The following is a 25513-nucleotide window of genomic DNA, read 5'->3' on the forward strand; positions in this document are numbered from 1 at the left end:
ACCGATCGGTTCGATCCAGGACGGCGCATGACGGACCCGCTGGCCACCGACCCCCCACCCGACCCCGACCTACCGGCCACCACACCCGCGCTGACGTTCCGCAGCGGCGGCGAGGACCTGCTGGGCGTCCTGCACGTGCCGGCCGGTCCCGGACCGCACCCGGTCGTCGTGCTCCTGCACGGTTTCCCGGGCAACGAGCGCAACTTCGACCTCGCCCAGGTGCTGCGCCGGGCCGGGTACGCCGCACTCGTGTTCCACTACCGCGGCTCGTGGGGTGTGGGCGGGACCTGGTCGTGGCGCCACGTGCTCGAGGACTCGGCGGCCGTCGTGGCCGCGGTGCGCGACCCCGGCCTCGCCTCCGCCCACCGGCTCGACCCGCGACGGCTCACGCTGGTCGGGCACAGCCTCGGTGGCTTCGCCGCGCTGATGACGGCGGCCGCGGAGCCGTCGGTCAGCGCGGTCGCCTCGGTGGCCGGGGTCGACTTCGGCGCCGTCGCCGCGCTCTGCCGCGCCGACCCGGCCGCGCGGGCCGCCTGGGTCGAGGCGTTCGCCGCCGAGCTGGCTCCGCTGCGCGGCACCAGCGGGGAGGCGCTGGTCGCCGAGCTGGAGGCGGCCGGGGAGTCGTGGCGGCTGGGCGCGCTGGCACCCCGGCTGGCCGACCGCCCGGTGCTCCTGATCGGTGGCCGCCGCGACACCGTCGCCCCGCCCGGCGTGCACCACGAGCCGGTCGTCGCGGCGTTCCGGGCGGAGCCGGTCGAGCGGCTCGAACACCACGTCTTCCCCACCGACCACGCCCTCTCGGACCACCGCGTGACGCTGGCCCGCACGCTCCTGGGCTTCCTGGCGCCGCAGCGATGACCCAGGCGCTGCGGCTGGCGCTCGGCACCGCGTCGGCGCTCGGGTTCGCGCGGTTCGCGTACGGGCTCCTCCTCCCGGCCATGCGCGACGACCTGCGCTGGAGCCTCGCGCAGGCCGGGGCGATGAACACCGCGAACGGGCTGGGCTACCTGATCGGCGCGTTGCTGACCGCCGCCGTCGTCCGCAGGCTGGGCACCGCGGCCGCGTTCCGCTGGGGCATGGTCCTCACGGCGGTGGCGTTGGCGGCCACCGCGCTCACCAGCGACTACCCGACGCTGCTGGTCTTCAGGGCGGCGGCAGGGGTCACCGGCGCCGTCGTCTTCATCACCGGAGGGGTGATCGCGGCCCGGTCCCCGTCCCGCGCGGCGATCCCCGTCTACTTCGCCGGGAGCGGGCTGGGGATCGTCGTCAGCGGCGCCGCCATCCCCGCGCTGGGCGCCCACTGGCGCGCGGGCTGGGTCGGCCTGGGCGTCGCCGCCGGGCTGGCGGCGTGGCTGAGCTGGCGCGCCGCCACGGACGGGGACACGCCGACCACCGCCACCGGGCGCGCCCGGGTGCTCCCGCTGTGGCGGACGGCCCTGGCGTACCTGCTGTTCGCGGCCGGGTACATCACCTACATCACGTTCCTGTCCGCCTACCTCGCCGACCAGAACGCCCCGGTCGTGCAGGTGGCGCTCACCTGGACGGTGCTGGGCGCGGCCGTGGCCGCCGTGCCCACGCTGTGGAGCCGCCCCATCTCCCGCTGGCCCGGCAGCACCGCACTCGCCGCGATACTGGCGCTCCTGGCCGGGGCATCAGCGCTCGCGCTGCTCTCCCCGGCGCTACCGGTGGTGCTCGCCTCGGCGGTCGGCTACGGGGCGACGTTCCTCGGCGTGCCCGCCGCCGTCACCACCCTGATCAAGCGGGACACCCCACCCGCCGACTGGACGGCCACCCTCGCGGCCTTCACCACCCTGTTCGCGGCCGGCCAGACCGCCGGTCCGTGGATCGCGGGCGTCCTCGCCGACCTCACCTCTACCGGGGCCACGGTGGCGTGGACCGCCGTCCTCTGCGCCGCGGGGGCGGCGATCGCCGTCACCGAGCACCGGCCGCACCCCGCGCCGCGGGTGTGAGCTCCCCGGCGCCGTCGCACATCGCGAGCAACCGGTCGAGGAACGCGGCCACCGGGGGCGACTCGAGCGCGGTGCGCCGCCAGACGACACCCAGCTCACGCCGGGCCACGGGGTCCGACACGGGCACCGCGTGCTCGGCGCCGGACGCCGCGAGCCGGGGCAGCAGGGCGACGCCCATGCCGCTGCGCACCATGCCGTGCACGATGGAGAGCTGCCCGGTCTCGATCACGACGCGGGGGGCGAAGCCGGCCTCGGCGCACAGCTGGTCGGCGAGCTCCCGCAGGCCGTAGCCGCTGCGCATGCAGACGAACCCCTCGTCGGCGAGCTCGCGGAGGGCGACCTCCCGCCGTCCGGTGAGGGGGTGGCCGGGCGGCACGAGCACCACGATCGGCTCGTGGACGAGGGTGCGGGCGTCGAGGCCGGTGAGCGTCACCGGCATGCGCGTGACCGCCATGTGGAGCTCGCCCGCCTGAACGAGCTGCTCGAACTCGCGCGAGACGTCGTGCTCGACCAGGTTCACCGTGACGCCGGGGTGCTCGGCGCGGAACTCGGCCAGCACCCCGGGCAGCAGGTGCGCGGCAACGCTCGGCAGCACGCCGACCGCCACCCGCCCGTGGCGGAGCCCGACGACGTCCTCGACGCGCTCGCGGCCCCGTTCCAGCTCGGTGAGCGCGCGCTCGGCGTGCTCGAGGAACGCGGTGCCGGCCTCCGTGAGCACCACGCGGCGGGCGAGCCGCTCGAACAGCTTCGCCCCGATCTCCTGCTCCAGCTTGCGGATCTGGATCGACAGCGTCGGCTGCGCCAGGAACAGCGAGGCCGCGGCCCGCGTCATGCTGCCCTCCTTGGCCACGGCGACGAAGTAGCGCAGCTGGTGCAGCTCCATGGCGTGAGCTAACGCGACCTGCGGATCCGGCGCAGCGCGGCGCGCAGGCGGGCGCCCACCGCAGCGGCGAGCAGCGCGAGCACGCCGGGCGGCTTCGCGGGCGTCGCGGGCGCCTTCCCGGTGCGCGCGTTCTCCTCGACGGCGGCGGCGAACTGCTCGAACATCCGCTTGCTGACGTCCCCGGCGAGCGCCCGGCCGAACTGCGCGATCCGCCCGGAGAGGAAGAGCGCCGCGTCCGCCTCGAGGACCGTGCCGCCCGCCGTTCCCGGTTCGGTGCGCAGCCGGATGTCGGCCTGCGTGGTGCTCCCGCCCGTGTCGGCGCCCTGCGCGGCCACCCGCATCCGGTGCCCCTCCCGCTCGACCACCTGCGCCAGGCCGTCGAACGCGAGCTTCACGGGACCGAGCGCCACGGTCGCGCGGCCGCGGTAGCGGTCGTCGCCCAGCACCTCGACGAGCTCGGCGCCGGGCAGGCAGGCGGCCAGCCGGTGGAAGTCGTCGAGGACCTCCCACACCTTGTCGACGGGCACGCCGAGCTCGGTGCGCACCTCGACGGTGGCGGACGGCGCGCCGGTGGGCAGCTCGACCGGTCGTGAGTGGATACGAGTGCTGGGGGCCTCGTATTCACTCACGGCCTGCTCGGTCCCACGCCTGATGATCGTGCGGGGCCTGCAGTTGCGCGGTAGGGGCAGCCCGTCCGGGTGCTCCGCGGCGACGTCGGCCACGGCCGCGAGGATCCCGCGGTACCCGGTGCACCGGCACAGCACGCCCGACATCTCCACCGGCAGCTCGTCGGGCTCGACGGACGCACCGTCGGCGAGCAGGTCGAAGCTGCTCATGAGCATGCCGGGGGTGCAGAAGCCGCACTGCAGGCCGTGGTGCGCGGAGAACGCCCGCTGCAGCGGGTGCTGGTCCTCCTGCGTGCCCAGCCCCTCCACGGTGACGATCTCCGCCCCCTCGCACTGCACCGCGAACAGCAGGCACGCGCGGGCCGCCGCGCCGTCGACGAGCACCGTGCACATGCCGCAGACGCCGTGCTCGCAGCCCAGGTGCGTGCCGGTGAGGCCGAGCTGATCGCGCAGCGCGTCGGCGAGGTGCATGCGGGGCGGCACCCGCACCGTGACCTCGGAGCCGTTCACCGTCATGGTGATCTCGACGCGCTCGGATGCCGCGACCTTGACGGGCCGCGCGGCTGGTCTGGTCATACCGGTACCTCCCTACGAGCCCGGCTCAGCGCCGTGGCCAGCTCGCGCGCGGCCAGCACGCCGAAGAGGCGCCTGCGGTAACCGGTGGAGCCGTGCGCGTCCCCCGCCGTGTCGACGATCTCGGCCGCGAGCTCCGCCATCGGCCCCCGGAGATCCGGTTCACCGATGAACGGGGTGACGTCCCTGGTCACCGGCCGGTCGGAGATCCCGAACCCGGTGAGCCGGGCCGTCTCCACGGCGCCGTCGCCCCCGACCCGGACCATCGTGGCGACGCCGGCGAGGGCGAAGTCCCCGTGCCGCCGCGCGATCTCGGCGAACCCGAAGCCCTCCCCGGGCCGGGCGGCCGGGAACTCGACGGCGACGACGACGTCCTCCGGGCCGGCGCCGGTGGTCATGGCGCCGGCGAAGAACTCCGACGCCGGCAGCCGCCGCCGGCCCGCGGGACCGGCGACCTCGATCGTCGCGTCCAGGCACGCCGCGACGGCGGGCAGCTCGGCCGCGGGGTCGGCGTGCGCGAGGCTGCCGACCACGGTGCCGCGGCTGCGCAGCTCCCGGTGCCCGACGAACGGCATCGCCATCCCGATCAGCGGCACCGCGCGGGCCTCGGCGGCCCGCTCGACCGCGCGCTGCCGCACGGCGGCGCCGATCCGCAGCGCACCCGCAACCGCATCGAAGCCGTGCAGCTCGGCGACGGAGTTGATGTCGACGAGCGTGGCGGGCCGGCCCAGCCGCATCGCCAGCACCGGCACCAGCGACTGCCCGCCCGCGAGCACCTTCCCGTCGCCCCCGGACAGCTCGGCGAGCACGTCGTCGAGCGTGGCGGGGCGGACGTAGGCGAACGGCGGGGCTTTCACGTCACCGCCCCCGGAACTCCGGCTTGCGCTTCTCGCCGAACGCCTTGACGCCCTCGGCGAAGTCCTCGGTGGCCCGCAGCATCGCGTAGGCCTTGCGCTCCAGCTCGATGCCCGTGTACAGCGGACCGTCCAGGCCCTTGTCGAGCACCTCCTTCGCGGTGCGCTGGGCCGACGGCGAGAAGTCGGCCATCTTCGCGGCGAGCGCGTCCACCGCGGAGTACAGCGCGTCCCGGTCGTCGTGCAGGCCCGCGACGAGGCCCCAGTCGAGCGCCTGCTGCGCCTGGATCCGGGTCGCGGTGAGGATGTGGAACTTCGCCCGCGACAGCCCGATCAGCCGCCCCAGCCGCTGGGTGCCGCCGGAGCCGGGGATCATGCCGAGGTTCATCTCCGGCAGGGCGAACTGGCTGCGCGGGGTGGCGAGCCGGATGTCGCAGGACAGCACCAGCTCCAGGCCCACCCCGAAGCAGTAGCCGTCGACGGCCGCGATCACCGGCTTGGGACTGCGCGAAGCCGCGGTGACGTTGTGGCCGAGGTCGGTGAAGTCGATCGGGTCGACCTCCATGAACCCCGCGATGTCCCCACCGGACGAGAAGTGCTCGCCATCGGACCGGACCACCACGACGCGCACGTCGTCGTCGCGGTCGATCTCGGCGAACCGCTCCGCGACCAGCGCCCGCATCTCCCACGTGATCACGGTGTATTTCCCGTGGGACAGCGTCAGGTAGGCGATCCGGCCGTCCGGGGAACGGTCGAGGCGGACCTCACCGCCGGTCAGTGCCATCTGTTACTCCTTCACACTTCGTGTCTGGAAGCGGCGGAGCCGCTTGGACGTAGCACGCCACCGGCACTCTGCTGCCGAATTCTCAGGCGTCTGCTCGCGAGGACAGCGCCGACACGGGGGACGGCTGGCCGGCGGAGCCGGCGGGGTGGGCGAGCGGAGTGAATTGGCATTCATGAGGAGGCGATCCCGGAGCGAGCAGGCGCCTGAGGTTCCGCTACCGGCACCGCTACGCAGGCCACTTCACACACCCCCCAGCAGCTGGTGCAGCACCTCGCCGTGCAGCGGGAGCCGGGTGATGGGGACGCCTGCCGGGCGCAGCGCGTCGGCGACGGCGTTCGCGAACGCCACCGGGAAGCTCATCGACGACCCCTCCCCGCACCCCTTCGCCCCGAGCGGGGTGAGCGGCGACGGGGAGACGACGTGGTCGGTGCGCAGGTCGTAGCCGGTCTCGGCGGACGTCGGGCAGAGGTAGTCGAGGAACGTCGCCGACGTGGGCTGGCCCGACTCGGCGTAGGTGAACTCCTCGTACATCGCGCCGCCGAGGCCGTGGGTGAGGGCGCCGTGCACCTGCCCGTCGAGCAGCTGCTGGTTGAGCACGGTGCCCGAGTCGTGCACCGACGAGACGCGGTCGAGGGTGATCTCGAGGGTGTCCGGGTCGATCCGCACCGCGACGATCTCGGCGACGAAGCCATAGCAGAGCGAGGAGTTGATGCGGTCGTCGCGGGTGGCGGCCTTGACCTCCGCGGGCGTGAACGCGGCCTCCTCGTACAGCCGCGCCGGCGTGCCCGCGGGCAGGGCGCCGGGGTCCCAGTGCACGAGGCCCGCCGCGTGGCGGAACTGCACGGCACGCCCCGGGTCGTCCCGGTGCCGGACGAGCCCCTCGGCCAGCTCCAGCTCCTCGGGCGGGAGGCCGAGCAGCACGCCGGCCGCGGCTCGCACGGTGGCGGCGATCCGGTCGGCCGCCTGCACCACGGCGCTGGTCACGAGCGGGGCGAACCGCGAGGAGTAGCTGCCGGACGTGACCGTCCACGGCGTGGTGGCCGTGTCCATGTCGACCACGACCCGCACCTGCTCCACGGGCAGCCCGAGCCGCTGCGCGGCCACCGCGCGGGCGACGGTGGCGTGCCCCTGCCCCTGCGGAACGCTGCCCAGCATCACCGTGACCAGGCCCTGCATGTCGACGCTCACCCGGACGTGCTCGGTGGAGCCGGACTTGTCCCGGCCGGGCTTGCGCTGCTCGCTGGGCGTGGCCAGGCCGACGTAGCCGATGTTGGTGCCGGACGGGTCGACGACCAGGCCCACCCCGACGCCGTAGAACCCGCCGGCCGCTCGCGCCTCGGCCTGGCGCGCCCGCAGCTCGGCCAGGTCCGCGTTCTTGATCGCGAGGTCGACCGCGGCGGCGTAGTCGCCCGAGTCGTACACCCCGCCCGTCGGCGTCTCGTACGGGAAGGACCCGACGAGGTTGCGCCTGCGCACCTCGAACACGTCCTGCCCGGTCGCGTCGGACACCGCGTCCATGAGGCGTTCGAGCCCGAAGTAGAGCTGCTGGCCGCCGAAGCCGCGGTTGAGCCCCACCGGCATCTGGTTGGTGACGACAGCGCGCGCCCTGATCTCGACGGCCCCGATCCGGTACGGGCCGGTGATGTTGCCGTAGCAGCGGTAGAGCGTGGAGGGCTCGGGCGGGCGCAGGTAGGCGCCGACGTTGTCCACGAGGTCGGCCTTGAGCGCGGTGACCCTGCCGTCCGCGCCGACCGCTGCGGCGAACCTCATGACGCGGTCCGCACCTGCGGAGCTGGCGAGCAGGTGCTCGATGCGGTCCTCGCTCCAGCGCACCGGGGTGCCGGAGTGCTTCGACGCGAGCGCCATCAGCACGACGTACGGGTAGATCCCGGCCTTGATGCCGAAGCTGCCGCCGATGTCGGCGGGCACGTGCAGCCGGATCTGCGACGTCGACAGGCCCAGCGCCCCGGCCATGACCGGGACCATCGTGAAGGGCCCGTGGAAGTTCGCCCACGCCTCGACGGAGGGACCGTCGCGCCAGTCGGCGATCACCGAGTAGCACTCCATCGGCACCGACGAGTAGCGCGGGAAGTCGTACTCCCCCTCGACGACGTGCGCGGCATTGGCGAACGCCTCCTCGACCGGCCCGAAGGAGAACGTGCGGTCGGTGGCGACGTTCGAGCCCGCCTCCTCGTGCAGCAGCGGGGCGTCCGGTTCGAGGGCCGCCCGCGGGTGCACGACGGCGGGCAGCGGCTCGTAGTCGACGGCCACGAGCTCGGCGGCGTCCTCCGCGGTGTACCGGTCGGTGGCGACGACCACCGCGATCGGCTCCCCGACGAAGCGGACCTTGTCGGTGCCGGTCGGGTAGTACGGCATCGCGGCCCCGGTGGAGAGGGGGAACGGCCGCAGCGCGGCGAGCACCTCGTCCGGTCCGATCACCGCCGCGACGCCCGGGTGCGCCCGGGCCCGGGACAGGTCCACGCCGCGCAGCCGGGCGTGCGGCTGCGTCGATCGCACGACGGCGGCGACGAGGGTGCCGGGCAGCGGGTCGAGGTCGTCGAGGAACCGGCCCTGGCCGGTGACCAGCGGGCCGTCCTCGGTGCGAGCGGATCTCCAGTCAGCCACGGCCCGACTCCCCGAGCGCCTCGAACTCACCGGCCACGAGCGTGCGGCGCAGCGTCTTGCCCACCCCGGAGCGCGGGATCGCGCTGACGGCGATCACGCGCTTGGGCCGCTTGAGCGAGGGCAGGACGTCCCGCGCGTAGGCCATCGCCTTCTCCGCGGCCGCCATCGCGTCGGTGTCCCGCGCCGGCACGACGAACGCGGTGACGGCCTGTCCCCACCGCTCGTCCGGCAGCCCGACGACGCAGACGTCGTCGACCTCGGGGCACCGCACGAGCGCGGCCTCGATCTCGTCGGGGTAGATGTTCTCCCCGCCCGAGTTGATCATGTCGTCGACGCGGCCGGAGACCCACAGGTCGCCGTCCTCGTCGGCGACGGCGAGGTCGCCGGTGTAGTACCAGCCGTCGCGGATCGCCTTCTCGTTCGCGTCGGGGCGGTTCCAGTACCCGCCGAACGCCTCCGGGCTCGCCATCGACGCGATCACCTGTCCCTGCTCCCCCGGCGCGACCAGCGCGTCCGGTGGGGTACCCGGCTCGGGGCCGACGAGCCGCACGCGGGAGAAGATGCCGGCCCGCCCGGCCGAACCGGGCTTGGCGGCGACGTCGGGCCCGATGGTGAAGGTGTAGATCTCGGTGCTGCCGAAGTGGTTGACGAACGCCTTCGGCGCGACCTCGGCCACGAGCTGCTCGGCGAGCGATGGCGTCATCGCCGCACCGGCGTACGCGAGCCGGTCGAGCGCGCGGGCCTCGGAGAGGCGCCCGGTGCGCAGCAGCGACCAGAAGATCGTCGGCACCAGGTACAGCGACGACACGTTCTCGGACGTGACGAGCTCGATCGACTCCTCCGCGTCGAACGCGGGCTGCCCCACCCACGTGCCGCCCACGACGATGCTGGTCAGCAGCGTGCGCAGGCCCATGGTGTGGAACATCGGCATCACGCCGAGCACCACCTCCCCGGCGCGCTGCTGGGTCTGCACCGCGTGCGCGACGGCGGCGCTGTGCTCGGCGCGGTGGGTGCGCGGCACGCCCTTGGGCCGCCCGGTGGTGCCGGAGGTGTAGAGCATCACGCTGGCGTCGGTCTCGTCGGCACGGGACTCGAGGGCGTGGTCGGGCTCGCGTTCGGCGGCGGCGTCGACCTCGGTGACGTCCCGCAACGGGACCCCGCCCGCGGCCGCGGCCGCCCGCTCGGCGTTGGCCGCGTCGGCGACGAGCAGCGTGGCGGCGGCGTCCGAGACGCAGTAGCGCAGCTCGTCGGGTCCGAACCGGGTGGAGAGCGGCACCGAGACCGCGCCCAGCTTCTGCGCCGCCAAGTGGAGGCTGGCCAGGGGCTCACCGCCGGTCAGGGTGAGCGCGACCCGGTCGCCGGGACGCACGCCCGCCGCGGCCAGCGCCCGGGCCAGCCGGTTCGTGCGCGCGTCCCACTCCCGGTAGCTCAGGTGCCGCCCGTGCCCGCGCACCGCGGGCCGCTCCGGGAAGCGTTCGGCCGTCCAGCGCATGACCGTTCCCAGATCCATGCGACCTCCTCTACGCTCTGTTTCAGACCGTACTGTCCGGACTTTCGACTGGCAAGACCGGACCGTCCGTCTCGGACGGTGGACCGCTAGGATCGACGGCTCGGCACGGGAGGGAGAGGTCGGTGAGCGATGTGCGGCTGTCCGCGACGTCGTACGTCGTGCTCGGGATGATCGCCCTGCGCGGCCCGTCCACGCCGTACGAGCTCAAGCGCGCGGTGGGCCACTCCGTCGGCTACTTCTGGCACTTCCCGCACGCCCAGCTCTACTCGGAACCGGACCGGCTCGCCGGGCTCGGGTTGCTGGAGCTCGCGGTGGAGGAGAGCGGACGGCGGCGCAAGACATACTCGCTCACCAAGGCCGGGCGGACGGCGCTGGGGGACTGGCTCGCCTCCCCCACGCACGAGCACTTCCAGATGCGCGACATCGCCGAGCTCAAGCTGTTCTTCAACGAGGCGGGCGCCCCGGAGAACGTGCCGGCCCTCGCCCGCGACCAGATCAAGCAGCACGAGGAGCGGATCGCCGTCTACGAGGGGATGGTCGAGCGCTTCGGCGGCGACCCGCACGCCCAGCCGCGGATGATCACCCTGGAGCTCGGGCTGGAGATGGAGCACGCGGCGCTGCGGTTCTGGTCGGCCCTCGCCGACGGCGACCTGGACCGCCTCCGGAAGGCCCGGCGCACGAGCGAGGGGTGAGCCGGGGGGGGCCTCAGGGTCGGATCGGGGGCTTTCCCCATGGTCCGGGCCGCCTGGGGACAGCAGAGTCGGCGCCATGCGGTGCACACCCGACGACCCCGCGGCGGCGTCCGAGCCACGCCGCTACGCGATGTGCGCCAACCAGCAGATCGACGCCGCCATCCAGCACCTGCTCGCAGCCCTGAACGCCGCCGCGGACGACGCCGGCCGGAGCGGCACCACCGACACCGGCGCCCGGCGGGCCGCCGCCGCGCTCGTCGACGCCCGCATCGCGGTGCACCAGGCGGTCACCGCAGCCGGCCGCGTGCTCGCGGACCGCGAGCGGACCGTCGACGTCCCGGGCGCCCGGCTCGCCCCGGTGGTCGCCGCCTGACCCCGAGGAGTCAGCCGGGCCGGACCGCCTTCAGCCCGGCGAGCACGACGCCGAGGGCGTAGCGGAAGTCGTCGGCCACCGTGGCGCCGCTCGCGTGCCGCTCGCGCAACCCCCGGGCCATCAGCGGGAACGGGCTCGCCGAGATGCCCTGGCCTCCTCGGTGGGGCCCGGGCGCGCCTGGTCCTCGACGGCCCGGCCCAGCACGAAGTGCACGAGGACACCGGCCGCCCGGGTGGCGTCGGCGAGCGGGAAGCCGGCCGCGTGGAGGACGGCGACCGCGCGCTCGGCGAACCCCCCGAGCGCGACCGCCACCGTGGGATCCGCGCCGATCGCCACCCGCGCGCCGTCCCGGTGCCGAGCAACGCCGCGTGCAGGGCTGTCGCGGCCTCCTCGAGCCAACGCAGCCACGGCACGTCGGCGGACGGGAGCCCGGCGACGACGGGCGCCACGATGACGTCGTGTCGACGTCGTCCCGGTGGCGGCACCGAACCCCTGTTGATCCGCCCCGGCGTCGTCGTGGCCTGGGCAGGGGGCGACCGCGACTCGCTCGACACGGCGCTCGACACGTGGTTCGGCCGCCGGATTGCGGTCACCACCGCCCCGGATCGATGAGTTCTTGCCACGTCGATGGTCATAAGGCCGCACCAGCCGCCACCCACGCTAGAAAGCGGGATGACCATGACGACCGTCACCACCACCGGCACCCGGACCGTTCGCGACCTCGTGCTCCTCCTGGCCCGCATCGGCCTCGGCGTCATCATGATCGCGCACGCCAAGCTCGAGTACGACTTCGCGGGAGGGAGCATCACCGGCGTCGGCGAGCTCTTCGCGCAGTCCGGCATACCGCTACCCGCCATCTCCGGGCCGGCCAACGTCCTGTTCGAGTTCGTCGGCGGCGTCGCCATGATCCTCGGCCTCGCGGTGCCGATCGTCGGCGTCGTGATGGCGCTGAACATGGTGGGCGCCTGGGTCCTCGTGCACACAAGCGGGCTGTTCGCCATGGACCACAACGGTCCCGAGCTGGCCATCATGATCGCCCTGCTGAGCCTGGTCCTCGCCGTCACCGGCTCCGGGCGTTTCGGGCTCGACCACCTGATCATCGCGCGGTCGCGCCGACGGGCCGGAGCCTAGTGTCCCGGGGCCCCGGCGAGGACGTCGTCGAGGCGGCCGCCGCGGACGTCGGCGACGAGGTCGGCGAGCTGCTCGAGGCTCATCTGGATGCGCTGGCCGAAGTCGTCGGTGATCACCACCCGACGTTCCGGCGCCGCGGCGTCGTCGAGGTACAGCTCCGGACAGCCGCAGTTGCACTGGCCGCAGAACGTGGCGATGTGGCGCATGGCGTCCTCCCAGGTGGACCGAAGCGGTCGGACGAGCAGGTCGCCCCCCACCGCAGGCTGGTTCCGGAGGACGCCCGGATTCGCCCGTTCGTTGCACCCACCTACGGGCTGGTGGGGTCAACCCCCACCCGCAGAGGCGGGTTGACCCCGGGGGGTCGTAGTGCCAGCGGGATGGTCCGGGGTCCGCGCGGAGCGGAGCCTGTGCGGCAGGGCAAAGGCGAGCTCACCGGAAGGTGGTCGACCATGAACACCACGACGCCCGCGGGCAACCGTGACCAATCCCTGCCCGCACCCCTCGCAACCGTCGAACGCTGTGATCGTTGCGGCGCCGCCGCCCTGGTCGTGGTCACGCTGCCCACCGGCGGCGGGCTCCACTTCTGCGGTCACCACACGCGCCGGCACGCGGCCCGGCTGCTCGAGATGGGCGCCGGCCTCAGGTCCGCCCTCTGACTCCCGGGCCAGGGTCGGGAAGTGACGGTGCGGGTGGAGGTGCGTGGCGCGGTCCACCTGCTCACGATCGACCGTCCGGAGAAGCGCAACGCGTTCGACGGCCCCACCACCAGCGCGCTCGACACCGCGCTCAACGCCTTCGAGGACGACGACAGCGCGTTCGTCGCCGTCCTCACGGGTGCGCCGCGGTTCTTCTCCGCGGGCACCGACGTCCGGGCGTGGGCGGGCGAGCCGACCGAGCGGGGCGGGCCGTACGGGATCGCGGGCCGGCGGATGCGCAAACCCCTGATCGCCGCCGTCGAGGGCGTCGCCGCGGGCGGCGGGTTCGAGATCGCACTGTCCGCCACCATGATCGTCGCGTCGCAGTCGGCGACGTTCTCGTTCCCCGAGGTCGGGCTGGGTCTCGTCGCCGAGTGCGGCGGCCTGTTCCGCGGCCCGCGCGCGCTGCCGCTCAACGTGGCCCGGGAGCTCCTCCTCACCGGCGACCCGCTTCCGGCCCGGCGCGCGTACGAGCTGGGACTGGTCAACCGACTGACCGATCCCGGCGACGCCGTCGAGGAAGCACTCGCACTGGCCGAGCGGATCGCCGCCCGGGCGCCGATCGCGGTCCGCGAGACCCTGCGCGCGATCGAGTCCGCGTACGTCGCCGACGATGAACCCGGCTGGGCCGAGACCGCGCTCGCCCGTGACCGCGCCCGCGCGTCCGCGGACGCCGTCGAGGGGGTCGCCGCGTTCCTGGAGAAGCGGCCCGCCCGCTGGACCGGGCGCTGAGCGCGCGGTGCCCGGAACGGCACGTCGCAGTTGATCACCTACTGAACGTGTTCCGGCGGGACGGCGACACCGTGTACCGGACCCGGCACACGAGCGGCCGCGGAGTCGAGCAGCTCACCTACACGTTCACCCCTGGCCGACGGGCGACAGGGGGAGTGGCAGGACTCCCCCGACGGCCGGCCGCAGTCGTCCACCTACCACGCCTGGCTCGACTCCCACGACGTCGCCCGCCTGTACGGGCCCCGCGACCCGACCCGCGGTCAGAAGGTGGCGATCGGGTTGACCGGGCTGCCGGACGTGCCGGCGAAGCGGACCGGCGCGACGGCGAGGTGGAAGTCCCACTGGCCGAGCTCGGCGGCCGTCGTCGCGCACGCCTCCAGGTCGCAGTTGTCGAGCAGCCACAGACCCATCGCGACGAGGCCCACGGTGTGAACCGGCATCGCCATGTCGTCGTACCCCGACGGCTGAACGTCCTGGGGGGTGTCGGCGCCGATCAGCGCGACCTCCCGTTCGTGCAGCCACGGCAGGCAGGACGCGTGCCAGCCGGCCTGCGTGAAACCGCCGGACGCACCGGCCTCGTGCCGGACGCGGCCGTAGCCGGTCCGCAGGAGTACCGCATCGCCGGATCCCACCCGCACACCCTGGCGACGCTCGGCCTCCTCGAGATCGTCGGGAGACACCCCCTCACCCGGTTCCAACCACGGCACATCGCGGACCTTCGCGATGTCCAGCAGGACACCACGCGTGACGATCCCGTTCGCCGCCGCCGTGACGGCCCCCCACGCCGATCCCGTTGCGGCGTCGACCAACGAGTGCGACCGCCCGTTGTACATCGTGCCGTCCCAGAAGATGTGGCACGGCGAGTCGACGTGGGTGATGGTGTTGCCGTGGAACAGGATGCCGAGCCGCTCGTTCGAATAGCCCCAGTGGCGGTCGTTGCGGAAGCCGGGCAGCGGCATGTTCTCGGCACCCGGCATGTCGGCGAAGCACGGGCACGTCGTCGTCGACCGCTCCATCTCCTCCGGCACGGCGATCTCCCATGCGCACGACACGCTCCTGCCGTGGCGCACCGCCCGCGCCGCCGCCAGCCGGACGTCGTCGGTGATGTGGTTCAGCGTGCCGAGCTCGTCGTCGTCGCCCCACCGTCCCCAGTTCGACAGCGTGTCGAAGTACCCGAGCACGTCGTCCTGTGTGGGCATCCGCCGCCCTGCCGTCATCCCAGCATCGACTCCTCCGGTCACGCGGTTCGAGGCACCGCAGGCGAGGTATGCCGCACTCTCCTTCGACATGCCTGAACCGGCACGACACTAGATCAGCGGGCCAGCAGCCGGTCGGCGCCCCAGGTGTGCCCCCGAGAGCACGAGCGGATGGTGTACGCGCAGGTCACCGGTGCGAGGCGGACGAGCTGGCCTGTAAGCCGGATCCTGTTCCCGGGCGCCTTGCGGCGCTCCGTTCGGCGACCATCCATCTAGGCCCGCCGTCGCCGGCGGGCTCGAGCGGTCTACCCGCAGGCTCGGACGGGCCGCCCTCGAACGCCTGCGCAGCCCCCGCACGCGGGAGCCTTTTGACCTTGCTCCGGGTGGGGTTTACCGAGCCACCCCGGTCACCCGGGGTGCTGGTGGTCTCTTACACCACCGTTTCACCCTTACCCCGCGCTGGGTGCGCGGGGCGGTCTGTTCTCTGTGGCACTTTCCCGCGGGTCGCCCCGGGTTGCCGTTGACAACCACCCTGCCCTGCGGAGTCCGGACTTTCCTCGGCGACGGTTGCCCGTCGACGCGGCCGCCCGGCCAGCTCGTCCGCCCCGCCAGGGTACCCGTGACGCTCCCGCACCAGTGGATGCGCCCCGCGCTTGTTCCACCAACGGCACGAGGACGGCACGGTGCAGTTCGTCACCGAGCCGCTGCCGCCGCACGTCTACGCGCGGGTCGTCGCCATGACCCCCGACGGCCCGGTGCCGGTGCCGACGCGGCGCTCGCTCGACGAGGTGCGCCGGTGCGAGCCACTCCGCAACCTCGGCCGTGACGACGACCTCCACCCGGCACGTGAGTGGCCTGTCGGGGCGCCGGTGGGAGCACGGGAACGGCCGCCGCTGTGTTGTGGTGCTCGCCCGGGGCCGTTCGTCGGGCAGGTGGTCACTGAGGCTCAGTGCGGGGCCGTGCAGTCCTCCCCCGTCGTCGGTGGGGCGGTGTCGGAGCGTCATCTGCGCGTCCGGATGTGGGTGAGCATCCGGTCGGCGGCGCGCCAGGTGGCTTTGCAGCACCACCACGGGAGCAGCAGCAGCCACAGGCAAGGCACGAGCCACCAACCGATGATCAGCCAGAACAGGATGCCGTGTTCTGCGGGTTTGCGGCGGCGGCCACCACCTATGCGTTTGTTGTAGGAGAACGGGCCGGGCAACGGGATGTGCAGGTGTAGCGGCATTTGCCGTGAGGTCTCCTGTCGGGGAAAGCGGCGCCGGGGGTGAGCCGGGACGCCCGACGTCGCAGGCGGTTCAGCGGGGGCACAGACAGGTGGTCGCGGCGAACACAACTTTCTTCGCCGACTCCAGATCTATCCCTGCCATGCCCCGAATAGATTCGATGATCTGGGGTTGGGTAATCCCGGCTTTCAGGGACGTACAGATTGCGTAGCCCCCGTGCAGCGCAGCATCCGGGTTCATGGTCGGATACGCGGCCAGGAATGCCCATTCGGCCGGGGTGTACTTGGACGGCGCGGCAGTGGTGGGCGGCGCGGTGGTCGCGGGCGGACTCGTAGCCGTTGCGGCCGGTTCGACCGGTGCGGGTCGACCCGCGGTCGTTGTCGTTCCGCACCCCACTACTGCGGTGAGGACGAGAACCGCGAGCGCGACCAGCGCTTTGGCGTTCACGACCGCCCCTCGCGTTCCCGCGCTTCCCGCATCAGCTCACGAACGGCCGGAGCGAACAGGGCGGCGATTTTGCTGCGCTGCACCTCCGTCGATGGCGGCGCGTCGGCAACCACGCGGCGAACATATTCAGCCATCCGCCGTTCCTCGCCGCTTTCGCTGCCGTCGCTCTGCGCCGGAATGTCCCCGTCCATCAGTCCGCCTTGACCCAGTCGGCGCACCCCTGGGTCTCGAAATAGCCGTCGGATTCTTTGATGGTGACGGTGACGGGGCCCTGCGAGTTGTTGTTGTCGAGGATGTCGCCCATCGATCCGTCGCCCGTCTTCAGCCGGGCGTAATAGCAGTTGGGCCCATCGGGGCCGGTGGTCTTGTACTTGCCGGGTTCGATGTCGACCCCCACTTCGAACGTGCCAGGGCCGAACGTCGTCAGCGGCCCCGAGGGTGCGGGCGGGGCCGCTTCCGGCGCGTCGGCGGTTGCGGCGCTGACGCTGCCGCCGGACGCCGCGGGGGTGGTGGGCGCCGTGGCGCGGGTCGGGCCGTTGCCGATGCCGATCAGGAGCAGCATCACGAACATGCCGATGGGCACGCCGAGGAGCACCCACGGCCACCGGCGGCGCCGCTTCTCCGGCGCCGGTGCCGGGGCCGGTGGGTAGGCCTGGTGGCCGTGGGCGTCCTGCGGGTGTCGGGGCTGCCCGTGCTGCGGATAGCCGTGTTGCGCCGGGCGGCCGTGCTGCGGGTGGTTCATCGCACTCCTGTCGGGGGAACCGTGATGAGGGGGAGCCCGTAGGCGCTCATCGCTTCTCCCCCTCGTGGCCGGTGGCGGCGTCGTTAACGACCATGAGCCACCGTGCGGTCACACGGGCCCGGATGTCGCGGGCGAGCAGCGCCAGGGATGCGACGCGGTAGCCGGTGCCGGGGCGGGTGCAGCAGCGGCACCTGCCGTGTTCGTCGGGCACGCGCACGGCGAGCGAGGTGGCGACGGCCGTGGCGTTGTCCGCAAGCTCGCGCGCGAGTGGCCGGCACCCGACCCACCGATCGGCTTGCCGTCCAAGATCACGCGGTCGGTTCTGTCGTCGGGCAGCACGATCAGGCATTGATCAGCGAAAACGGGACATCCGCTGCTCTGGTGCAGCGGATGTCCCGTTCCTGGCGATCACGGGAGGTGAGCCACCGCAGCCACTCGTCGAACGCGTGCACCGAACACCACCGACGCGGCCTCACCCGATGTACCGTGATGCAGGTCACAGCTTCGAGGTTGGGCGGCCCGCCCATGAGCAACACGACCGCACGGCCCTCCGCCGCCCCGACGACCACCCGCACCCTGCTCCACCCCGGGATGGGCGTGCTGTTCGTCGTCCTCATCTGCTGTTTCACCGCGTGGGGCGTCGCCGCCGACCTGACCACCCCAATGGTCGCCGGGTTCAAGCAGATCTTCGCGATGTCGACCTTCCAGGCCTCGCTCGTGCAGCTGGCGTACTTCGGCGCGTACTTCCTGCTCGCGCTGCCGGCGGCGTTCATCAACGAGCGGTTCGGCTACAAGGCGGGGCTGCTGACCGGGCTGGGCCTCGCCGCGCTCGGGGCGTTCGCGTTCTACCCGGCCAGCAGGATCATGACCTACGAGGCGTTCCTCGTCGCGCTCTTCGCCATCGCCGCGGGCTGCTCGATCCTCGAGACGTCGGCGAACCCGTACGTCATCGCGATGGGGCCGGAGCGGACCGCCACCCGGCGGCTCAACTTCGCACAGGCCTTCAACCCGGTCGGGACGAACATCGGCGTGCTGCTCGCGGCGACGCTGATCCTCCCGCACCTGGAGGCCCCGATCGACGTCGCCAGCCTCTCCCCGGAGCAGGTGCAGGTCATCCGGCAGGGCGAGCTGGCCGCCGTGATGGGCCCCTACCTCGGGCTCGCGTTCGCACTCGTCGCGATCTGGCTCGCGATCGCGATCAACAAGGCGCCGCCCGTGGTCGAGGAGTTCCCGGGCTCCGGCGGGACCGGTGCGCGGGCGGCCTTCCGCGTCCTGGTGCGCCGCAAGCGCTACGTGTTCGGGGTCGTCGCGCAGTTCTTCAACGTCGCGGCGCAGGTGTGCACGTGGACCTACATCATCCAGTACACCGGCCAGGCGGTCGGCGGATCGCTGACGCTCGGGGGCCTCCTGCTGCAGGTCAGCCTGCTGGTCTTCCTCGTGTCCCGGTTCGTCATGACCTGGGTGATCGGGAGGGTGCGACCGACGAAGGCGCTCGGCGCGCTCGGGGGCCTCGCGGTGCTGCTGTGCATCGTGGCGATGGCGTTGCCGGGCCTCGTCGGGCTCATCGCGGTCGTCGCGATCTCGTTCTGCCTCTCGCTGATGTTCCCGACGATCTACGGTGTCGCGCTCGCCGGTCTCGGTCCGGCCACGAAGTTCGGGGCCGCGGGCCTGGTCATGGCCATCGTCGGCGGCGCGATCATGCCGGTCGTCCAGGGCGCGCTGCTCGACGCGACGAGCCCGGCGATCTCGTTCGCCGTGCCCGCCTTCTGCTTCGCCGTCGTCACCGCGTACGCGGTGTACGACCTGCGCGCCCCGCAGGAGGTGGCGGCATGAGGTGCCGTGCCCTCGTCGGCCTGCTGCTCGCCGGCCTGCTCACGGCCTGCGCGGCGCCCGCGCTCTCGATGGAGCCCACCGATCGGGTCGAGGTGCTGTCGTGGTGGACGTCGGAGTCCGAGCACGCCGCCCTGACCACCTGGATCGACGCCTACCGCGCCGCCCACCCGGACGTGGCCGTGATCGACGCCGGGGTCGCGGGCGGCAGCGGCAGCAACGCCCAGGTCGTCCTCGCCGGGCGGCTGCAGAGCGGTGACCCGCCGGACGTCTGGCAGACCTTCCTCGGCAGCTCCCTGCGCCAGTACGCCGAGCAGCACCGGATCGCCGACGTCTCGGCGGCCTACCGCCCGGAGGACGTCGCGGCGCTGCCACCCGCCGTCGTCGACGCGCTCACGGCCGACGGGGCGCTGCGCGGCGTCGCGACCGGCGCCCACCGCAGCAACATGCTCTGGTTCAACACGGGCGTGCTGCAGCAGGCCGGCGTCGCACCACCGGGAGCCGGGTACACCGAGCGGCAGTTCCTCGCCGACCTCGCGCGGCTGAAGGCCGCCGGGACCGCTCCGCTGTGCCTCGGCGGCCAGGACCGGTTCACCTCGGCCGAACTGCTGGAGGACGTCCTGCTCGCCCGGGTCGGGTCCGAGGGCTGGGCAGCGATCGCCGCCGACCGGTTCGACTGGCGCGGCCCCGACGCCCGGGCCGCGCTCGGGGTGTTCGGGACGCTGCTCGACCACACCCAGCCGGCCGCCGCGACGACGACCTGGAGCCGGGCCGTCGCCACCCTGGCCGAGGGCGGCTGCGGCTTCTTCGCGATGAACGACTCCGCGTACGGCGAGCTGCGCGCGGTCGGTGCGGACCTCGGGGCCGGCATCGGCGGGGTCGCCTACCCGGGCACCGACGGCGACTTCATCGCCGTCATCGACACGTTCGTCGTCGCCGCGGGCAGCCCGAACGGCCGCAACGCCATCGACCTGCTCGCGACGATCCAGCAGAACCCGGACGCGCTTCTCGGGTTCTCGGCGCACAAGGGGTCCGTGCCGCTGCGGACGGACCTCGATCTCTCCGGGCTGTCGCCCTACCAGCAGCAGGCGGCGCAGGTACTGCGCTCCGGGACGCTGCTGATGTCCGTCGTGCACGGCGAGGTGATGAGCCCGGCGTTCCAGCAGGGCTTCTACGACGCGGTCGCCGACTTCACAGTCCACCGCGACCCGCGGGCGTTCGCGGACACGCTCCAGTTCGCGGTGTCCCGGGACCTGGCGCCCCAGCGGTGAGGCCGCTCACGACCAACCGTGCGCCACGTCGACGACCAGCCGGGCACCGGCGCCCGGGATGTCGATGGTGAGCACCCGGAACGGCAGCCGGGCGCGCACCCCGACCCCGAAGGTCGTGGCGCCCTCGAAGCTGCCGCCGTAGACGACGGAACGCAGCGTGCGGTAGCCGCTCACGTCGGCGATCTGCCCGCCTGCGGTCGGTGCCGGGACGATCGTCGGGTTGCCGGCGTCGTCGTAGGCCGGGTGGCCGACGCTCACGAGCAGCCGCGCGGCGCCGGGCACGTCGAGCACGGTGCCCGAGCCGTCCTGGGACACGTGGTCCACGTACTCCACGTGGTACCCGGCGGCCGGGCCGGCCAGGTCGAACACCACGCGGTCGAAGCAGCCGTGCGGGCCGGTCCGCACGGCCGTCAACGGGGCGCGGCCCAGCTGCGTCACCACCTCGGGCGTGCTGCCCCACGGCGTGGAGCAGGACGCCGCGGCGACGGGGGCGGGTGCGGGCGTCGTGGCCGCCACGACGGGCAGCACGACGGCGGTGAGGGCGAGCACGACGGTCAGCAGGTGGCGGAGGGTGCGGGACATGACGCCTCCTCGGATGTCTCACCCGAGGACGTTGCGCCCCCCTCTCAGGTTGCCTCGCGCTCCTCGTCGGGCCGCAGTTCCGCGCCGCACCGCCAGCAGCGGTCGGTCCCCTCGCCGGGCATGGCCCCGCACTCCGGACACAGCATGCCGAGCCAGCACACCGCGTCACCGCCGTCGTCGGCATCGGTCACGGGTCCATCCTGCGCCTTCGGGGGTGTCGTGTGCACCACGCGTGACGCGGACCGCGCATCGCCGGATCGGCGACACGGCGCAACTAACGTTGTCCCGTGATCGATGCGTCGCCGGGCACGCTGGCGTTTCTCCTCGTCGCGGGCCTGGTGTCCGGCGCGGTGAACGCCGCTGCCGGCGGGGGCTCCCTGCTGGTGTTCCCGTCCCTGCTCGCGGTGGGCCTGCCGCCGCTGGCGGCCAACGTCACCAACTCGGTCGCCCAGTGGCCCGGCTACGTCGGCATCGTCGCGGGTGTCCGCCACGATCTGCGCGGCCAGGGCCGGCGGGTCCTGCTGACGTCGGCGGTGTCGGTCCTCGGCGCGGCCCTCGGCTGTGCGCTCCTGCTGGTGCTGCCCAGCGCCGTGTTCGACGCGGTCGTGCCGGCGCTCGTGTTGCTGGCGAGCGCGGTGTTCGCCCTCCAGCCGCTGCTCCGGCGCTGGACCGCACCCACGCCCGGCGCGCCGGACCGGCTCGCCACCCTGCTGCCCAGCGTCTTCCTCGCCGCGGTGTACGGCGGCTACTTCGGCGGGGCACTCGGCGTCATCCTCATCACGACGCTCTCGCTGTTCGCGCGCGACTCCCTCGTGCGGCTCAACGCCGTGAAGGGGTTGCTGTCGCTGGTGGTGGCCACGGTGACCGTCGTCTATTTCGCGGTCGGGGCCCCGGTGCACTGGCTCGCGGTCGCGGTGCTCGCCCCCGCCACGCTGGTCGGTGGGTACTTCGGCGCGCGCGTCGCCCGCCGCTCGCCGGAGACCGTGCTGCGCGTCGCGGTGGTGCTGCTCGGCGTGGCGGTCGGGATCTACCTGCTCGTGAACGGTTGACGCGCCGCGGGCCGGGCGCGACGCTCCTCCTCCCGCAGCGGAAGGAGCCGATGTGCAGACCCTCGACCGTGACAGCCGGATCGGGTGGTTCATCATCGGCACCTCGTCCGGTCGGAAGGACGGCCGCTCCGAGCCGCACCGCGGTATGCGGGAGACGCTGCGCACGATCATCGCTGGGCACGATCATCGCTGCGCACGATCATCGCTGCCGCCGAGGAGGCACCACCGCCGTGAAGTACGTGATCCTGATCTACAGCAATGCCGAGTCGCGGAAGCTCTGGCAGCAGTTCTCCGAAACCGAGCGCGGCGCGGGTCTCGCCCACTACGCGCGCTTCGACGACGAGCTGGAGGCATCCGGCGAGCTCGTCGTCTCCCAGGCACTCGCCGACCACTCCACCGCGAAGCGGGTTCGGGTCGACGAAGGCCGGACGCTCACGACGGACGGCCCGTTCGCTGAGGCGAAGGAGCACCTGGCCGGGTTCTACCTGCTCGACGTCGCGAGCGAGGAGCGAGCGATCGAGATCGCGGCGAAGGTCCCGGAGGCGGCGCTGGGCCTCGTGGAGGTGCGGCCTGCGCGGAGCCTGGACCTCGCCGAGTGGTGACGCCAACGGACGTCGGGCGGCTCGTGCGGGAGCTGGCCCCGCAGGTGCTCGTCGCCGTCGTCCGGCGCCACGGCGGGTTCGACGCCTGCGAGGACGCCGTGCAGGAGGCACTGCTCGCCGCCGCCGTGCAGTGGCCCCGCGACGGGCTGCCGGACAACCCCAAGGGCTGGCTGATCACCACCGCGTCCCGGCGGCGCATCGAGATGTGGCGTGCGGACTCGGCCCGGCTTCGCCGGGAGGAGAGCCTCCTCGCGCTGACGCCGCCCCCGTCCGACCCGGCGCCCGCCGTCGACGACTCGCTCACCCTCCTGCTGCTGTGCTGCCATCCCGCGCTCACCCCGCCGTCGCAGGTGGCGCTCACGCTGCGGGCCGTCGGCGGGCTCACCACGGCGGAGATCGCCCGCGCGTTCCTGGTGCCGGAGGCGACGGTCGCGCAGCGGATCAGCCGGGCGAAGGGGCGGATCAAGGCCGCGGGCGCGGAGTTCCGGATGCCGCCGCCCGCCGAGCAACCCGAGCGGATCGCCGCGGTGCTGCACGTCCTCTACCTGATCTTCAACGAGGGCTACACCGCCAGCTCCGGCAGCGAGCTGGGGCGCGTCGAGCTCACCGCGGAGGCGATCCGGCTCACGCGCCAGCTGCGCGCCCTGCTGCCCGCGCACGGCGAGGTCGCGGGGCTGCTCGCCCTGATGCTGCTCACCGACGCGCGCCGCGCCGCGCGCACCGCACCGGACGGCGGCCTCGTGCCACTGGCCGAGCAGGACCGGGGAGCGTGGGACACGGGCGCGATCGCGGAGGGCACCGCGCTGATCAGCGATGCCCTCGCCACCGCGCCGATCGGGCCCTACCAGCTGCAGGCCGCCATCGCCGCGGTGCACGACGAGGCGGCGCGGGCCGAGGACACCGACTGGCCGCAGATCCTCGCCCTCTACAACCACTTGCAGGTCCTCGCCCCCGGGCCGATGGTGACGCTCAACCGGATCGTCGCCGTCTCCGAGGTGCACGGCCCGCGGGCCGCACTCGAGCAGCTCACCGCCGCGGCCGCCGACCCGGTGCTGGCCGGGCACCACCGGCTGCACGCCGTGCGCGCCCACCTGCTGGAGGCCGCGGGCGACCGCGACGCCGCGGCCGTGGAGTTCCGGCAGGCCGCGCGCGGCACGCTCAGCGCACCGGAGCAGCGCTACCTCGAGGCGCAGGCCGCACGGCTCAACCGGGGTGGTGGCTCGTGTCGTTGACCAACCGCACGCTCGCGCCACCGTCCGGGTAGAAGTCGACGATCGACAGCGAGGCCAGGTCCAGGTGCAGCCGGTACAGCACGCCGGGGCCGCCCTGCAGCGCGTCGCGCAGCAGCATCTTGATCGGCGTCACGTGCGTGACCAGCACGACCGTCGCACCCGGGTACTCGGGCAGGACGTCGGCGAGCTCGGCGGCCACCCGCCTGCCCACCGCCGCGAAGCTCTCCCCGCCCGGCGGCGCGACCTCCTCGGAGCCGAGCCACTCGGCGTGCAGCTGCGGGTCCCGGGCGCGGGCCTCGGGGAACGTGAGGCCCTCCCACTTGCCGAAGTCGGTCTCGATCAGCCGCGGGCGGACGACCAGCGGGGCGCCGGTCGCGGCGGCCACCGCCTCCGCCGTCTGGCGGGCCCGCCGCAGCGGTGACGTGAGCACGGCGGCGAGGTCCGGGACGCGCGCCAGCCGGGCGGCCGCGCCGGCGGCCTGCGCGTGGCCGAGCGGGGTCAGCTCGGGGTCGCCGTGCCCGGAGTAGCGCCGCTGCACCGAGAGCTCGGTCTGCCCGTGCCGCAGCAACAGCAACCGCGTCGGCGTGCCGGTCTGCCCGGTCCAGGACGCCGATCCGGACGGGCTCACCGCGCCGCTCTCACTGGGCCGCTCTCACTGGGCCGCCCTCACTGGGCCGCGGCCTGGGCGTCCATCGCCTCGTTGGCGAGCGCGTCGGCGCGGGAGTTGCGCAGCCGCGGGACCCACTCGAACCGCACCGAGCCGATCTCCCGGACGAGCAGCCCCGCCTCCCGGGCGAGCGACTGCATGGCGGGGTGCTTGACCTTCCAGCGCCCGCACATCTGCTCGACCACCAGCTTCGAGTCCATCCGCACGTGGACGTCGGTGGCGCCGAGCTCGATGGCGGCGCGCAGGCCGGCGAGCAGGCCCTGGTACTCGGCCACGTTGTTCGTGGTGACGCCGAGGCCCTCGGCGCGCTCGACGAGCACCTGGTCGGTGTCGGGGTCCAGCACGACCGCGCCGTAACCGGCGGGGCCCGGGTTGCCGCGCGAGCCGCCGTCGGCCTCGACGATCACCCTCACAGGCCCGAGCCTTCGGTGCGCACCAGGATCACGCCGCACTCCTCGCAGTACACCAGCTCGTCGGCGGGCGCGGCCTTCAGCTCGGAGATCGCGGTGCGGTCCAGCTCCAGCCGGCACGCCTGGCAGCGCCGGCTCACGAGCGCCGCCGCCCCCACGCCGCGCTGCTCGCGGCGGCGCTCGTAGACGGCGAGCACGTCGGCGGTCAGCGTGGCGAGGACCTCTTCCCGGGCCCGGCGCCTGCCGGCCTCGGAGGTGTCGATGTCGACGAGGGCGCTGTCGCGCCGCTCCGTGACGGCGGTGAGCTCCCGCTCGGCAGCGGCCAGCACCTCCCGGGAGTGGTCGACGTCCGTGCCGACCGCCTCCCGCTGCTCCATGATCTCGAGCTGTTCGTCCTCGAGCACTGCCTGCCGGCGGGCGAGGGTCTCCAGCTCGTGCTGCAGCTCCGTGGCCTGCTTCGCGCCGATCCCGGCCCCGGCGAGGAGCTGGTTGTCGCGCTCCGTGCGGGAGCGCACCCCGTCCACGTCGCGTTCGAGGCGGCGGATGTCGCGGTCGAGGTCGCCCGCGGCGGTCTCGACCTCCACCAGCTTGTCCTTGGCCTCCCGCACCGCGGCCTCCGCGGCGGTGAGCTCGGCGTGCTCGGGCAGGGTGCGGCGGCGGTGCGCGAGCCGCGACAGCTCGGCGTCGACCTCGGCCAGGTCGAGCAGCCGGCGCTGGACGGCGGGGTCGGCTTTCACGAGGCGGTCCTTCCGGGCGAATGCGGACCCCGACGCTACCGCCCCGCGCCGCGCCCGCACCGGCAGGCGTCCGGGTT

The 25513-nt window shown here is 73.5% G+C and carries 31 protein-coding genes, 1 other RNA gene and 1 pseudogene; 14 read left to right on the forward strand and 19 right to left on the reverse strand.

Annotated elements, in window-relative coordinates:
* The first annotated feature begins 27 nt into the window (after positions 1-27).
* Positions 28-858 carry an alpha/beta hydrolase family protein gene (locus ABEA81_RS13850; RefSeq protein WP_345605432.1) on the forward strand — a complete coding sequence of 277 codons (831 nt, stop codon included), beginning with the start codon at positions 28-30 and terminating at the stop codon, positions 856-858.
* Complete coding sequence (locus ABEA81_RS13855) at positions 855-1970, forward strand: YbfB/YjiJ family MFS transporter (protein ID WP_345605433.1); 1116 nt, start codon at positions 855-857, stop codon at positions 1968-1970. The genes ABEA81_RS13850 and ABEA81_RS13855 overlap by 4 nt, the downstream gene beginning before the upstream one ends.
* On the opposite strand, the gene ABEA81_RS13860 is transcribed toward ABEA81_RS13855, so the two are convergent.
* From ABEA81_RS13860 to ABEA81_RS13885, 6 genes are all read right to left on the reverse strand, one after another.
* Complete coding sequence (locus ABEA81_RS13860; protein ID WP_345605434.1) at positions 1933-2853, reverse strand: LysR family transcriptional regulator; 921 nt, start codon at positions 2851-2853, stop codon at positions 1933-1935. The genes ABEA81_RS13855 and ABEA81_RS13860 overlap by 38 nt on opposite strands.
* 8 nt (positions 2854-2861) lie before the next feature.
* Entirely contained in the window at positions 2862-4055 is a 1194-nt protein-coding gene (locus tag ABEA81_RS13865; RefSeq protein ID WP_345605435.1) for a 2Fe-2S iron-sulfur cluster-binding protein, read from the reverse strand.
* On the reverse strand, positions 4052-4909 hold the full coding sequence (locus ABEA81_RS13870) for an FAD binding domain-containing protein (protein WP_345605436.1): 858 nt from the start codon (positions 4907-4909) through the stop codon (positions 4052-4054). Before ABEA81_RS13870 ends, ABEA81_RS13865 begins: the two co-directional genes overlap by 4 nt.
* A 1-nt stretch (position 4910) precedes the next feature.
* Complete coding sequence (locus ABEA81_RS13875; RefSeq protein ID WP_345605437.1) at positions 4911-5690, reverse strand: enoyl-CoA hydratase/isomerase family protein; 780 nt, start codon at positions 5688-5690, stop codon at positions 4911-4913.
* Between the two features lie 240 nt (positions 5691-5930).
* Positions 5931-8315, reverse strand: coding sequence for a xanthine dehydrogenase family protein molybdopterin-binding subunit (locus ABEA81_RS13880; protein WP_345605438.1), 2385 nt, complete (start codon positions 8313-8315; stop codon positions 5931-5933).
* Positions 8308-9825 (reverse strand): class I adenylate-forming enzyme family protein, encoded by a 1518-nt coding sequence (locus ABEA81_RS13885; RefSeq protein WP_345605439.1) that lies wholly within the window; start codon positions 9823-9825, stop codon positions 8308-8310. The genes ABEA81_RS13880 and ABEA81_RS13885 overlap by 8 nt, the downstream gene beginning before the upstream one ends.
* A gap of 122 nt (positions 9826-9947) precedes the next feature.
* On the opposite strand from ABEA81_RS13885, the gene ABEA81_RS13890 reads away from it, so the two are divergent.
* Together ABEA81_RS13890 and ABEA81_RS13895 are read left to right on the forward strand one after the other, a co-directional pair.
* On the forward strand, positions 9948-10517 hold the full coding sequence (locus tag ABEA81_RS13890; RefSeq protein ID WP_345605440.1) for a PadR family transcriptional regulator: 570 nt from the start codon (positions 9948-9950) through the stop codon (positions 10515-10517).
* A gap of 76 nt (positions 10518-10593) precedes the next feature.
* Positions 10594-10890, forward strand: coding sequence for a hypothetical protein (locus tag ABEA81_RS13895; protein WP_345605441.1), 297 nt, complete (start codon positions 10594-10596; stop codon positions 10888-10890).
* Positions 10891-11010: 120 nt separating this feature from the next.
* Here the strand turns inward: ABEA81_RS13895 and ABEA81_RS13900 are convergent, their stop codons facing one another.
* A complete protein-coding gene (locus ABEA81_RS13900; protein ID WP_345605442.1) occupies positions 11011-11226 on the reverse strand; it encodes a TetR/AcrR family transcriptional regulator C-terminal domain-containing protein in 216 nt (71 codons plus the stop codon).
* Between the two features lie 15 nt (positions 11227-11241).
* Between ABEA81_RS13900 and ABEA81_RS13905 the strand changes: the two genes are divergently transcribed.
* A complete protein-coding gene (locus ABEA81_RS13905; RefSeq protein WP_345605443.1) occupies positions 11242-11502 on the forward strand; it encodes an aromatic-ring hydroxylase C-terminal domain-containing protein in 261 nt (86 codons plus the stop codon).
* 60 nt (positions 11503-11562) lie between these two features.
* On the forward strand, positions 11563-12021 hold the full coding sequence (locus ABEA81_RS13910) for a DoxX family protein (protein ID WP_345605444.1): 459 nt from the start codon (positions 11563-11565) through the stop codon (positions 12019-12021).
* On the opposite strand, the gene ABEA81_RS13915 is transcribed toward ABEA81_RS13910, so the two are convergent.
* The gene (locus ABEA81_RS13915; protein WP_345605445.1) at positions 12018-12227 is read right to left on the reverse strand and encodes a hypothetical protein; all 210 of its coding nucleotides are present in this window, start codon (positions 12225-12227) and stop codon (positions 12018-12020) included. The two genes, ABEA81_RS13910 and ABEA81_RS13915, sit on opposite strands and share 4 nt — an antisense overlap.
* A 243-nt stretch (positions 12228-12470) precedes the next feature.
* Here ABEA81_RS13915 and ABEA81_RS13920 point away from each other — a divergent pair, with 243 nt between their 5' ends.
* A complete protein-coding gene (locus tag ABEA81_RS13920) occupies positions 12471-12677 on the forward strand; it encodes a DUF7455 domain-containing protein (RefSeq protein WP_345605446.1) in 207 nt (68 codons plus the stop codon).
* Positions 12678-12698: 21 nt separating this feature from the next.
* Positions 12699-13448: an enoyl-CoA hydratase-related protein gene (locus ABEA81_RS13925; protein WP_345605447.1), complete on the forward strand. Its 750-nt coding sequence runs from the start codon at positions 12699-12701 to the stop codon at positions 13446-13448.
* Positions 13449-13708: 260 nt separating this feature from the next.
* Here ABEA81_RS13925 and ABEA81_RS13930 read toward each other — a convergent pair whose 3' ends face one another.
* Positions 13709-14665 carry a cyclase family protein gene (locus tag ABEA81_RS13930; protein WP_345605448.1) on the reverse strand — a complete coding sequence of 319 codons (957 nt, stop codon included), beginning with the start codon at positions 14663-14665 and terminating at the stop codon, positions 13709-13711.
* Positions 14666-14845: 180 nt separating this feature from the next.
* Positions 14846-15243: RNase P RNA component class A (gene rnpB / locus ABEA81_RS13935), an RNA gene on the reverse strand.
* Between the two features lie 54 nt (positions 15244-15297).
* On the opposite strand from rnpB, the pseudogene ABEA81_RS13940 reads away from it, so the two are divergent.
* Positions 15298-15429: pseudogene (locus ABEA81_RS13940) on the forward strand (diol dehydratase reactivase ATPase-like domain-containing protein); the annotation flags it as partial.
* 215 nt (positions 15430-15644) lie between these two features.
* On the opposite strand, the gene ABEA81_RS13945 reads toward ABEA81_RS13940, so the two are convergent.
* From ABEA81_RS13945 to ABEA81_RS13960, 4 genes are all read right to left on the reverse strand, one after another.
* The gene (locus ABEA81_RS13945) at positions 15645-15869 is read right to left on the reverse strand and encodes a hypothetical protein (RefSeq protein WP_345605682.1); all 225 of its coding nucleotides are present in this window, start codon (positions 15867-15869) and stop codon (positions 15645-15647) included.
* A 70-nt stretch (positions 15870-15939) separates the two neighbouring features.
* Positions 15940-16314, reverse strand: coding sequence for a DUF732 domain-containing protein (locus ABEA81_RS13950; protein WP_345605450.1), 375 nt, complete (start codon positions 16312-16314; stop codon positions 15940-15942).
* Entirely contained in the window at positions 16311-16505 is a 195-nt protein-coding gene (locus ABEA81_RS13955; protein ID WP_345605451.1) for a hypothetical protein, read from the reverse strand. The genes ABEA81_RS13950 and ABEA81_RS13955 overlap by 4 nt, the downstream gene beginning before the upstream one ends.
* A complete protein-coding gene (locus ABEA81_RS13960) occupies positions 16505-17056 on the reverse strand; it encodes a hypothetical protein (protein WP_345605452.1) in 552 nt (183 codons plus the stop codon). Before ABEA81_RS13960 ends, ABEA81_RS13955 begins: the two co-directional genes overlap by 1 nt.
* Before the next feature lie 525 nt (positions 17057-17581).
* Between ABEA81_RS13960 and fucP the strand changes: the two genes are divergently transcribed.
* Positions 17582-18889, forward strand: coding sequence for an L-fucose:H+ symporter permease (gene fucP / locus ABEA81_RS13965; protein ID WP_345605453.1), 1308 nt, complete (start codon positions 17582-17584; stop codon positions 18887-18889).
* Positions 18886-20157 (forward strand): ABC transporter substrate-binding protein, encoded by a 1272-nt coding sequence (locus ABEA81_RS13970; protein ID WP_345605454.1) that lies wholly within the window; start codon positions 18886-18888, stop codon positions 20155-20157. Before fucP ends, ABEA81_RS13970 begins: the two co-directional genes overlap by 4 nt.
* A 6-nt stretch (positions 20158-20163) precedes the next feature.
* Here ABEA81_RS13970 and ABEA81_RS13975 read toward each other — a convergent pair whose 3' ends face one another.
* Positions 20164-20739 carry an AMIN-like domain-containing (lipo)protein gene (locus tag ABEA81_RS13975; RefSeq protein WP_345605455.1) on the reverse strand — a complete coding sequence of 192 codons (576 nt, stop codon included), beginning with the start codon at positions 20737-20739 and terminating at the stop codon, positions 20164-20166.
* Between the two features lie 44 nt (positions 20740-20783).
* Positions 20784-20930: a hypothetical protein gene (locus ABEA81_RS13980; protein WP_345605456.1), complete on the reverse strand. Its 147-nt coding sequence runs from the start codon at positions 20928-20930 to the stop codon at positions 20784-20786.
* A 96-nt stretch (positions 20931-21026) separates the two neighbouring features.
* Here ABEA81_RS13980 and ABEA81_RS13985 point away from each other — a divergent pair, with 96 nt between their 5' ends.
* The 3 genes from ABEA81_RS13985 (at position 21027) to ABEA81_RS13995 (ending at position 23622) form a co-directional block, all read left to right on the forward strand.
* A complete protein-coding gene (locus ABEA81_RS13985) occupies positions 21027-21788 on the forward strand; it encodes a sulfite exporter TauE/SafE family protein (protein ID WP_345605457.1) in 762 nt (253 codons plus the stop codon).
* Positions 21789-22018: 230 nt separating this feature from the next.
* Complete coding sequence (locus ABEA81_RS13990) at positions 22019-22390, forward strand: YciI family protein (RefSeq protein WP_345605458.1); 372 nt, start codon at positions 22019-22021, stop codon at positions 22388-22390.
* Entirely contained in the window at positions 22387-23622 is a 1236-nt protein-coding gene (locus tag ABEA81_RS13995; protein ID WP_345605459.1) for an RNA polymerase sigma factor, read from the forward strand. Before ABEA81_RS13990 ends, ABEA81_RS13995 begins: the two co-directional genes overlap by 4 nt.
* Here ABEA81_RS13995 and ABEA81_RS14000 read toward each other — a convergent pair.
* The 3 genes from ABEA81_RS14000 to ABEA81_RS14010 are packed head-to-tail and all read right to left on the reverse strand — an operon-like array spanning position 23594 to position 25436.
* A complete protein-coding gene (locus tag ABEA81_RS14000) occupies positions 23594-24250 on the reverse strand; it encodes a histidine phosphatase family protein (RefSeq protein ID WP_345605460.1) in 657 nt (218 codons plus the stop codon). The genes ABEA81_RS13995 and ABEA81_RS14000 overlap by 29 nt on opposite strands.
* Before the next feature lie 38 nt (positions 24251-24288).
* Positions 24289-24702 (reverse strand): reverse transcriptase-like protein, encoded by a 414-nt coding sequence (locus ABEA81_RS14005; protein ID WP_345605461.1) that lies wholly within the window; start codon positions 24700-24702, stop codon positions 24289-24291.
* On the reverse strand, positions 24699-25436 hold the full coding sequence (locus ABEA81_RS14010) for a zinc ribbon domain-containing protein (protein ID WP_345605462.1): 738 nt from the start codon (positions 25434-25436) through the stop codon (positions 24699-24701). The genes ABEA81_RS14005 and ABEA81_RS14010 overlap by 4 nt, the downstream gene beginning before the upstream one ends.
* Between the last annotated feature and the right edge of the window lie 77 nt (positions 25437-25513).

Origin of the sequence: Pseudonocardia adelaidensis, from assembly GCF_039543345.1 — a bacterium.
In the GTDB taxonomy this organism is placed as follows: domain Bacteria; phylum Actinomycetota; class Actinomycetes; order Mycobacteriales; family Pseudonocardiaceae; genus Pseudonocardia; species Pseudonocardia adelaidensis.

Bases quoted from the DNA above. Each gene is read 5' to 3' on its own strand.
- ABEA81_RS13850 (WP_345605432.1), top strand. From the start codon at position 28: ATGACGGACCCGCTGGCCACCGACCCCCCACCCGACCCCGACCTACCG.
- ABEA81_RS13945 (WP_345605682.1), bottom strand. From the start codon at position 15,869: ATGCCGCTACACCTGCACATCCCGTTGCCCGGCCCGTTCTCCTACAAC.
- ABEA81_RS13885 (WP_345605439.1), bottom strand. From the start codon at position 9,825: ATGGATCTGGGAACGGTCATGCGCTGGACGGCCGAACGCTTCCCGGAG.
- ABEA81_RS13860 (WP_345605434.1), bottom strand. From the start codon at position 2,853: ATGGAGCTGCACCAGCTGCGCTACTTCGTCGCCGTGGCCAAGGAGGGC.
- ABEA81_RS13960 (WP_345605452.1), bottom strand. From the start codon at position 17,056: ATGAACCACCCGCAGCACGGCCGCCCGGCGCAACACGGCTATCCGCAG.
- ABEA81_RS13910 (WP_345605444.1), top strand. From the start codon at position 11,563: ATGACCATGACGACCGTCACCACCACCGGCACCCGGACCGTTCGCGAC.
- ABEA81_RS13920 (WP_345605446.1), top strand. From the start codon at position 12,471: ATGAACACCACGACGCCCGCGGGCAACCGTGACCAATCCCTGCCCGCA.
- ABEA81_RS13955 (WP_345605451.1), bottom strand. From the start codon at position 16,505: ATGGACGGGGACATTCCGGCGCAGAGCGACGGCAGCGAAAGCGGCGAG.
- ABEA81_RS13855 (WP_345605433.1), top strand. From the start codon at position 855: ATGACCCAGGCGCTGCGGCTGGCGCTCGGCACCGCGTCGGCGCTCGGG.
- ABEA81_RS13865 (WP_345605435.1), bottom strand. From the start codon at position 4,055: ATGACCAGACCAGCCGCGCGGCCCGTCAAGGTCGCGGCATCCGAGCGC.
- ABEA81_RS13875 (WP_345605437.1), bottom strand. From the start codon at position 5,690: ATGGCACTGACCGGCGGTGAGGTCCGCCTCGACCGTTCCCCGGACGGC.
- ABEA81_RS13975 (WP_345605455.1), bottom strand. From the start codon at position 20,739: ATGTCCCGCACCCTCCGCCACCTGCTGACCGTCGTGCTCGCCCTCACC.
- fucP (WP_345605453.1), top strand. From the start codon at position 17,582: ATGAGCAACACGACCGCACGGCCCTCCGCCGCCCCGACGACCACCCGC.
- ABEA81_RS13930 (WP_345605448.1), bottom strand. From the start codon at position 14,665: ATGACGGCAGGGCGGCGGATGCCCACACAGGACGACGTGCTCGGGTAC.
- ABEA81_RS13915 (WP_345605445.1), bottom strand. From the start codon at position 12,227: ATGCGCCACATCGCCACGTTCTGCGGCCAGTGCAACTGCGGCTGTCCG.
- ABEA81_RS13970 (WP_345605454.1), top strand. From the start codon at position 18,886: ATGAGGTGCCGTGCCCTCGTCGGCCTGCTGCTCGCCGGCCTGCTCACG.
- ABEA81_RS13895 (WP_345605441.1), top strand. From the start codon at position 10,594: ATGCGGTGCACACCCGACGACCCCGCGGCGGCGTCCGAGCCACGCCGC.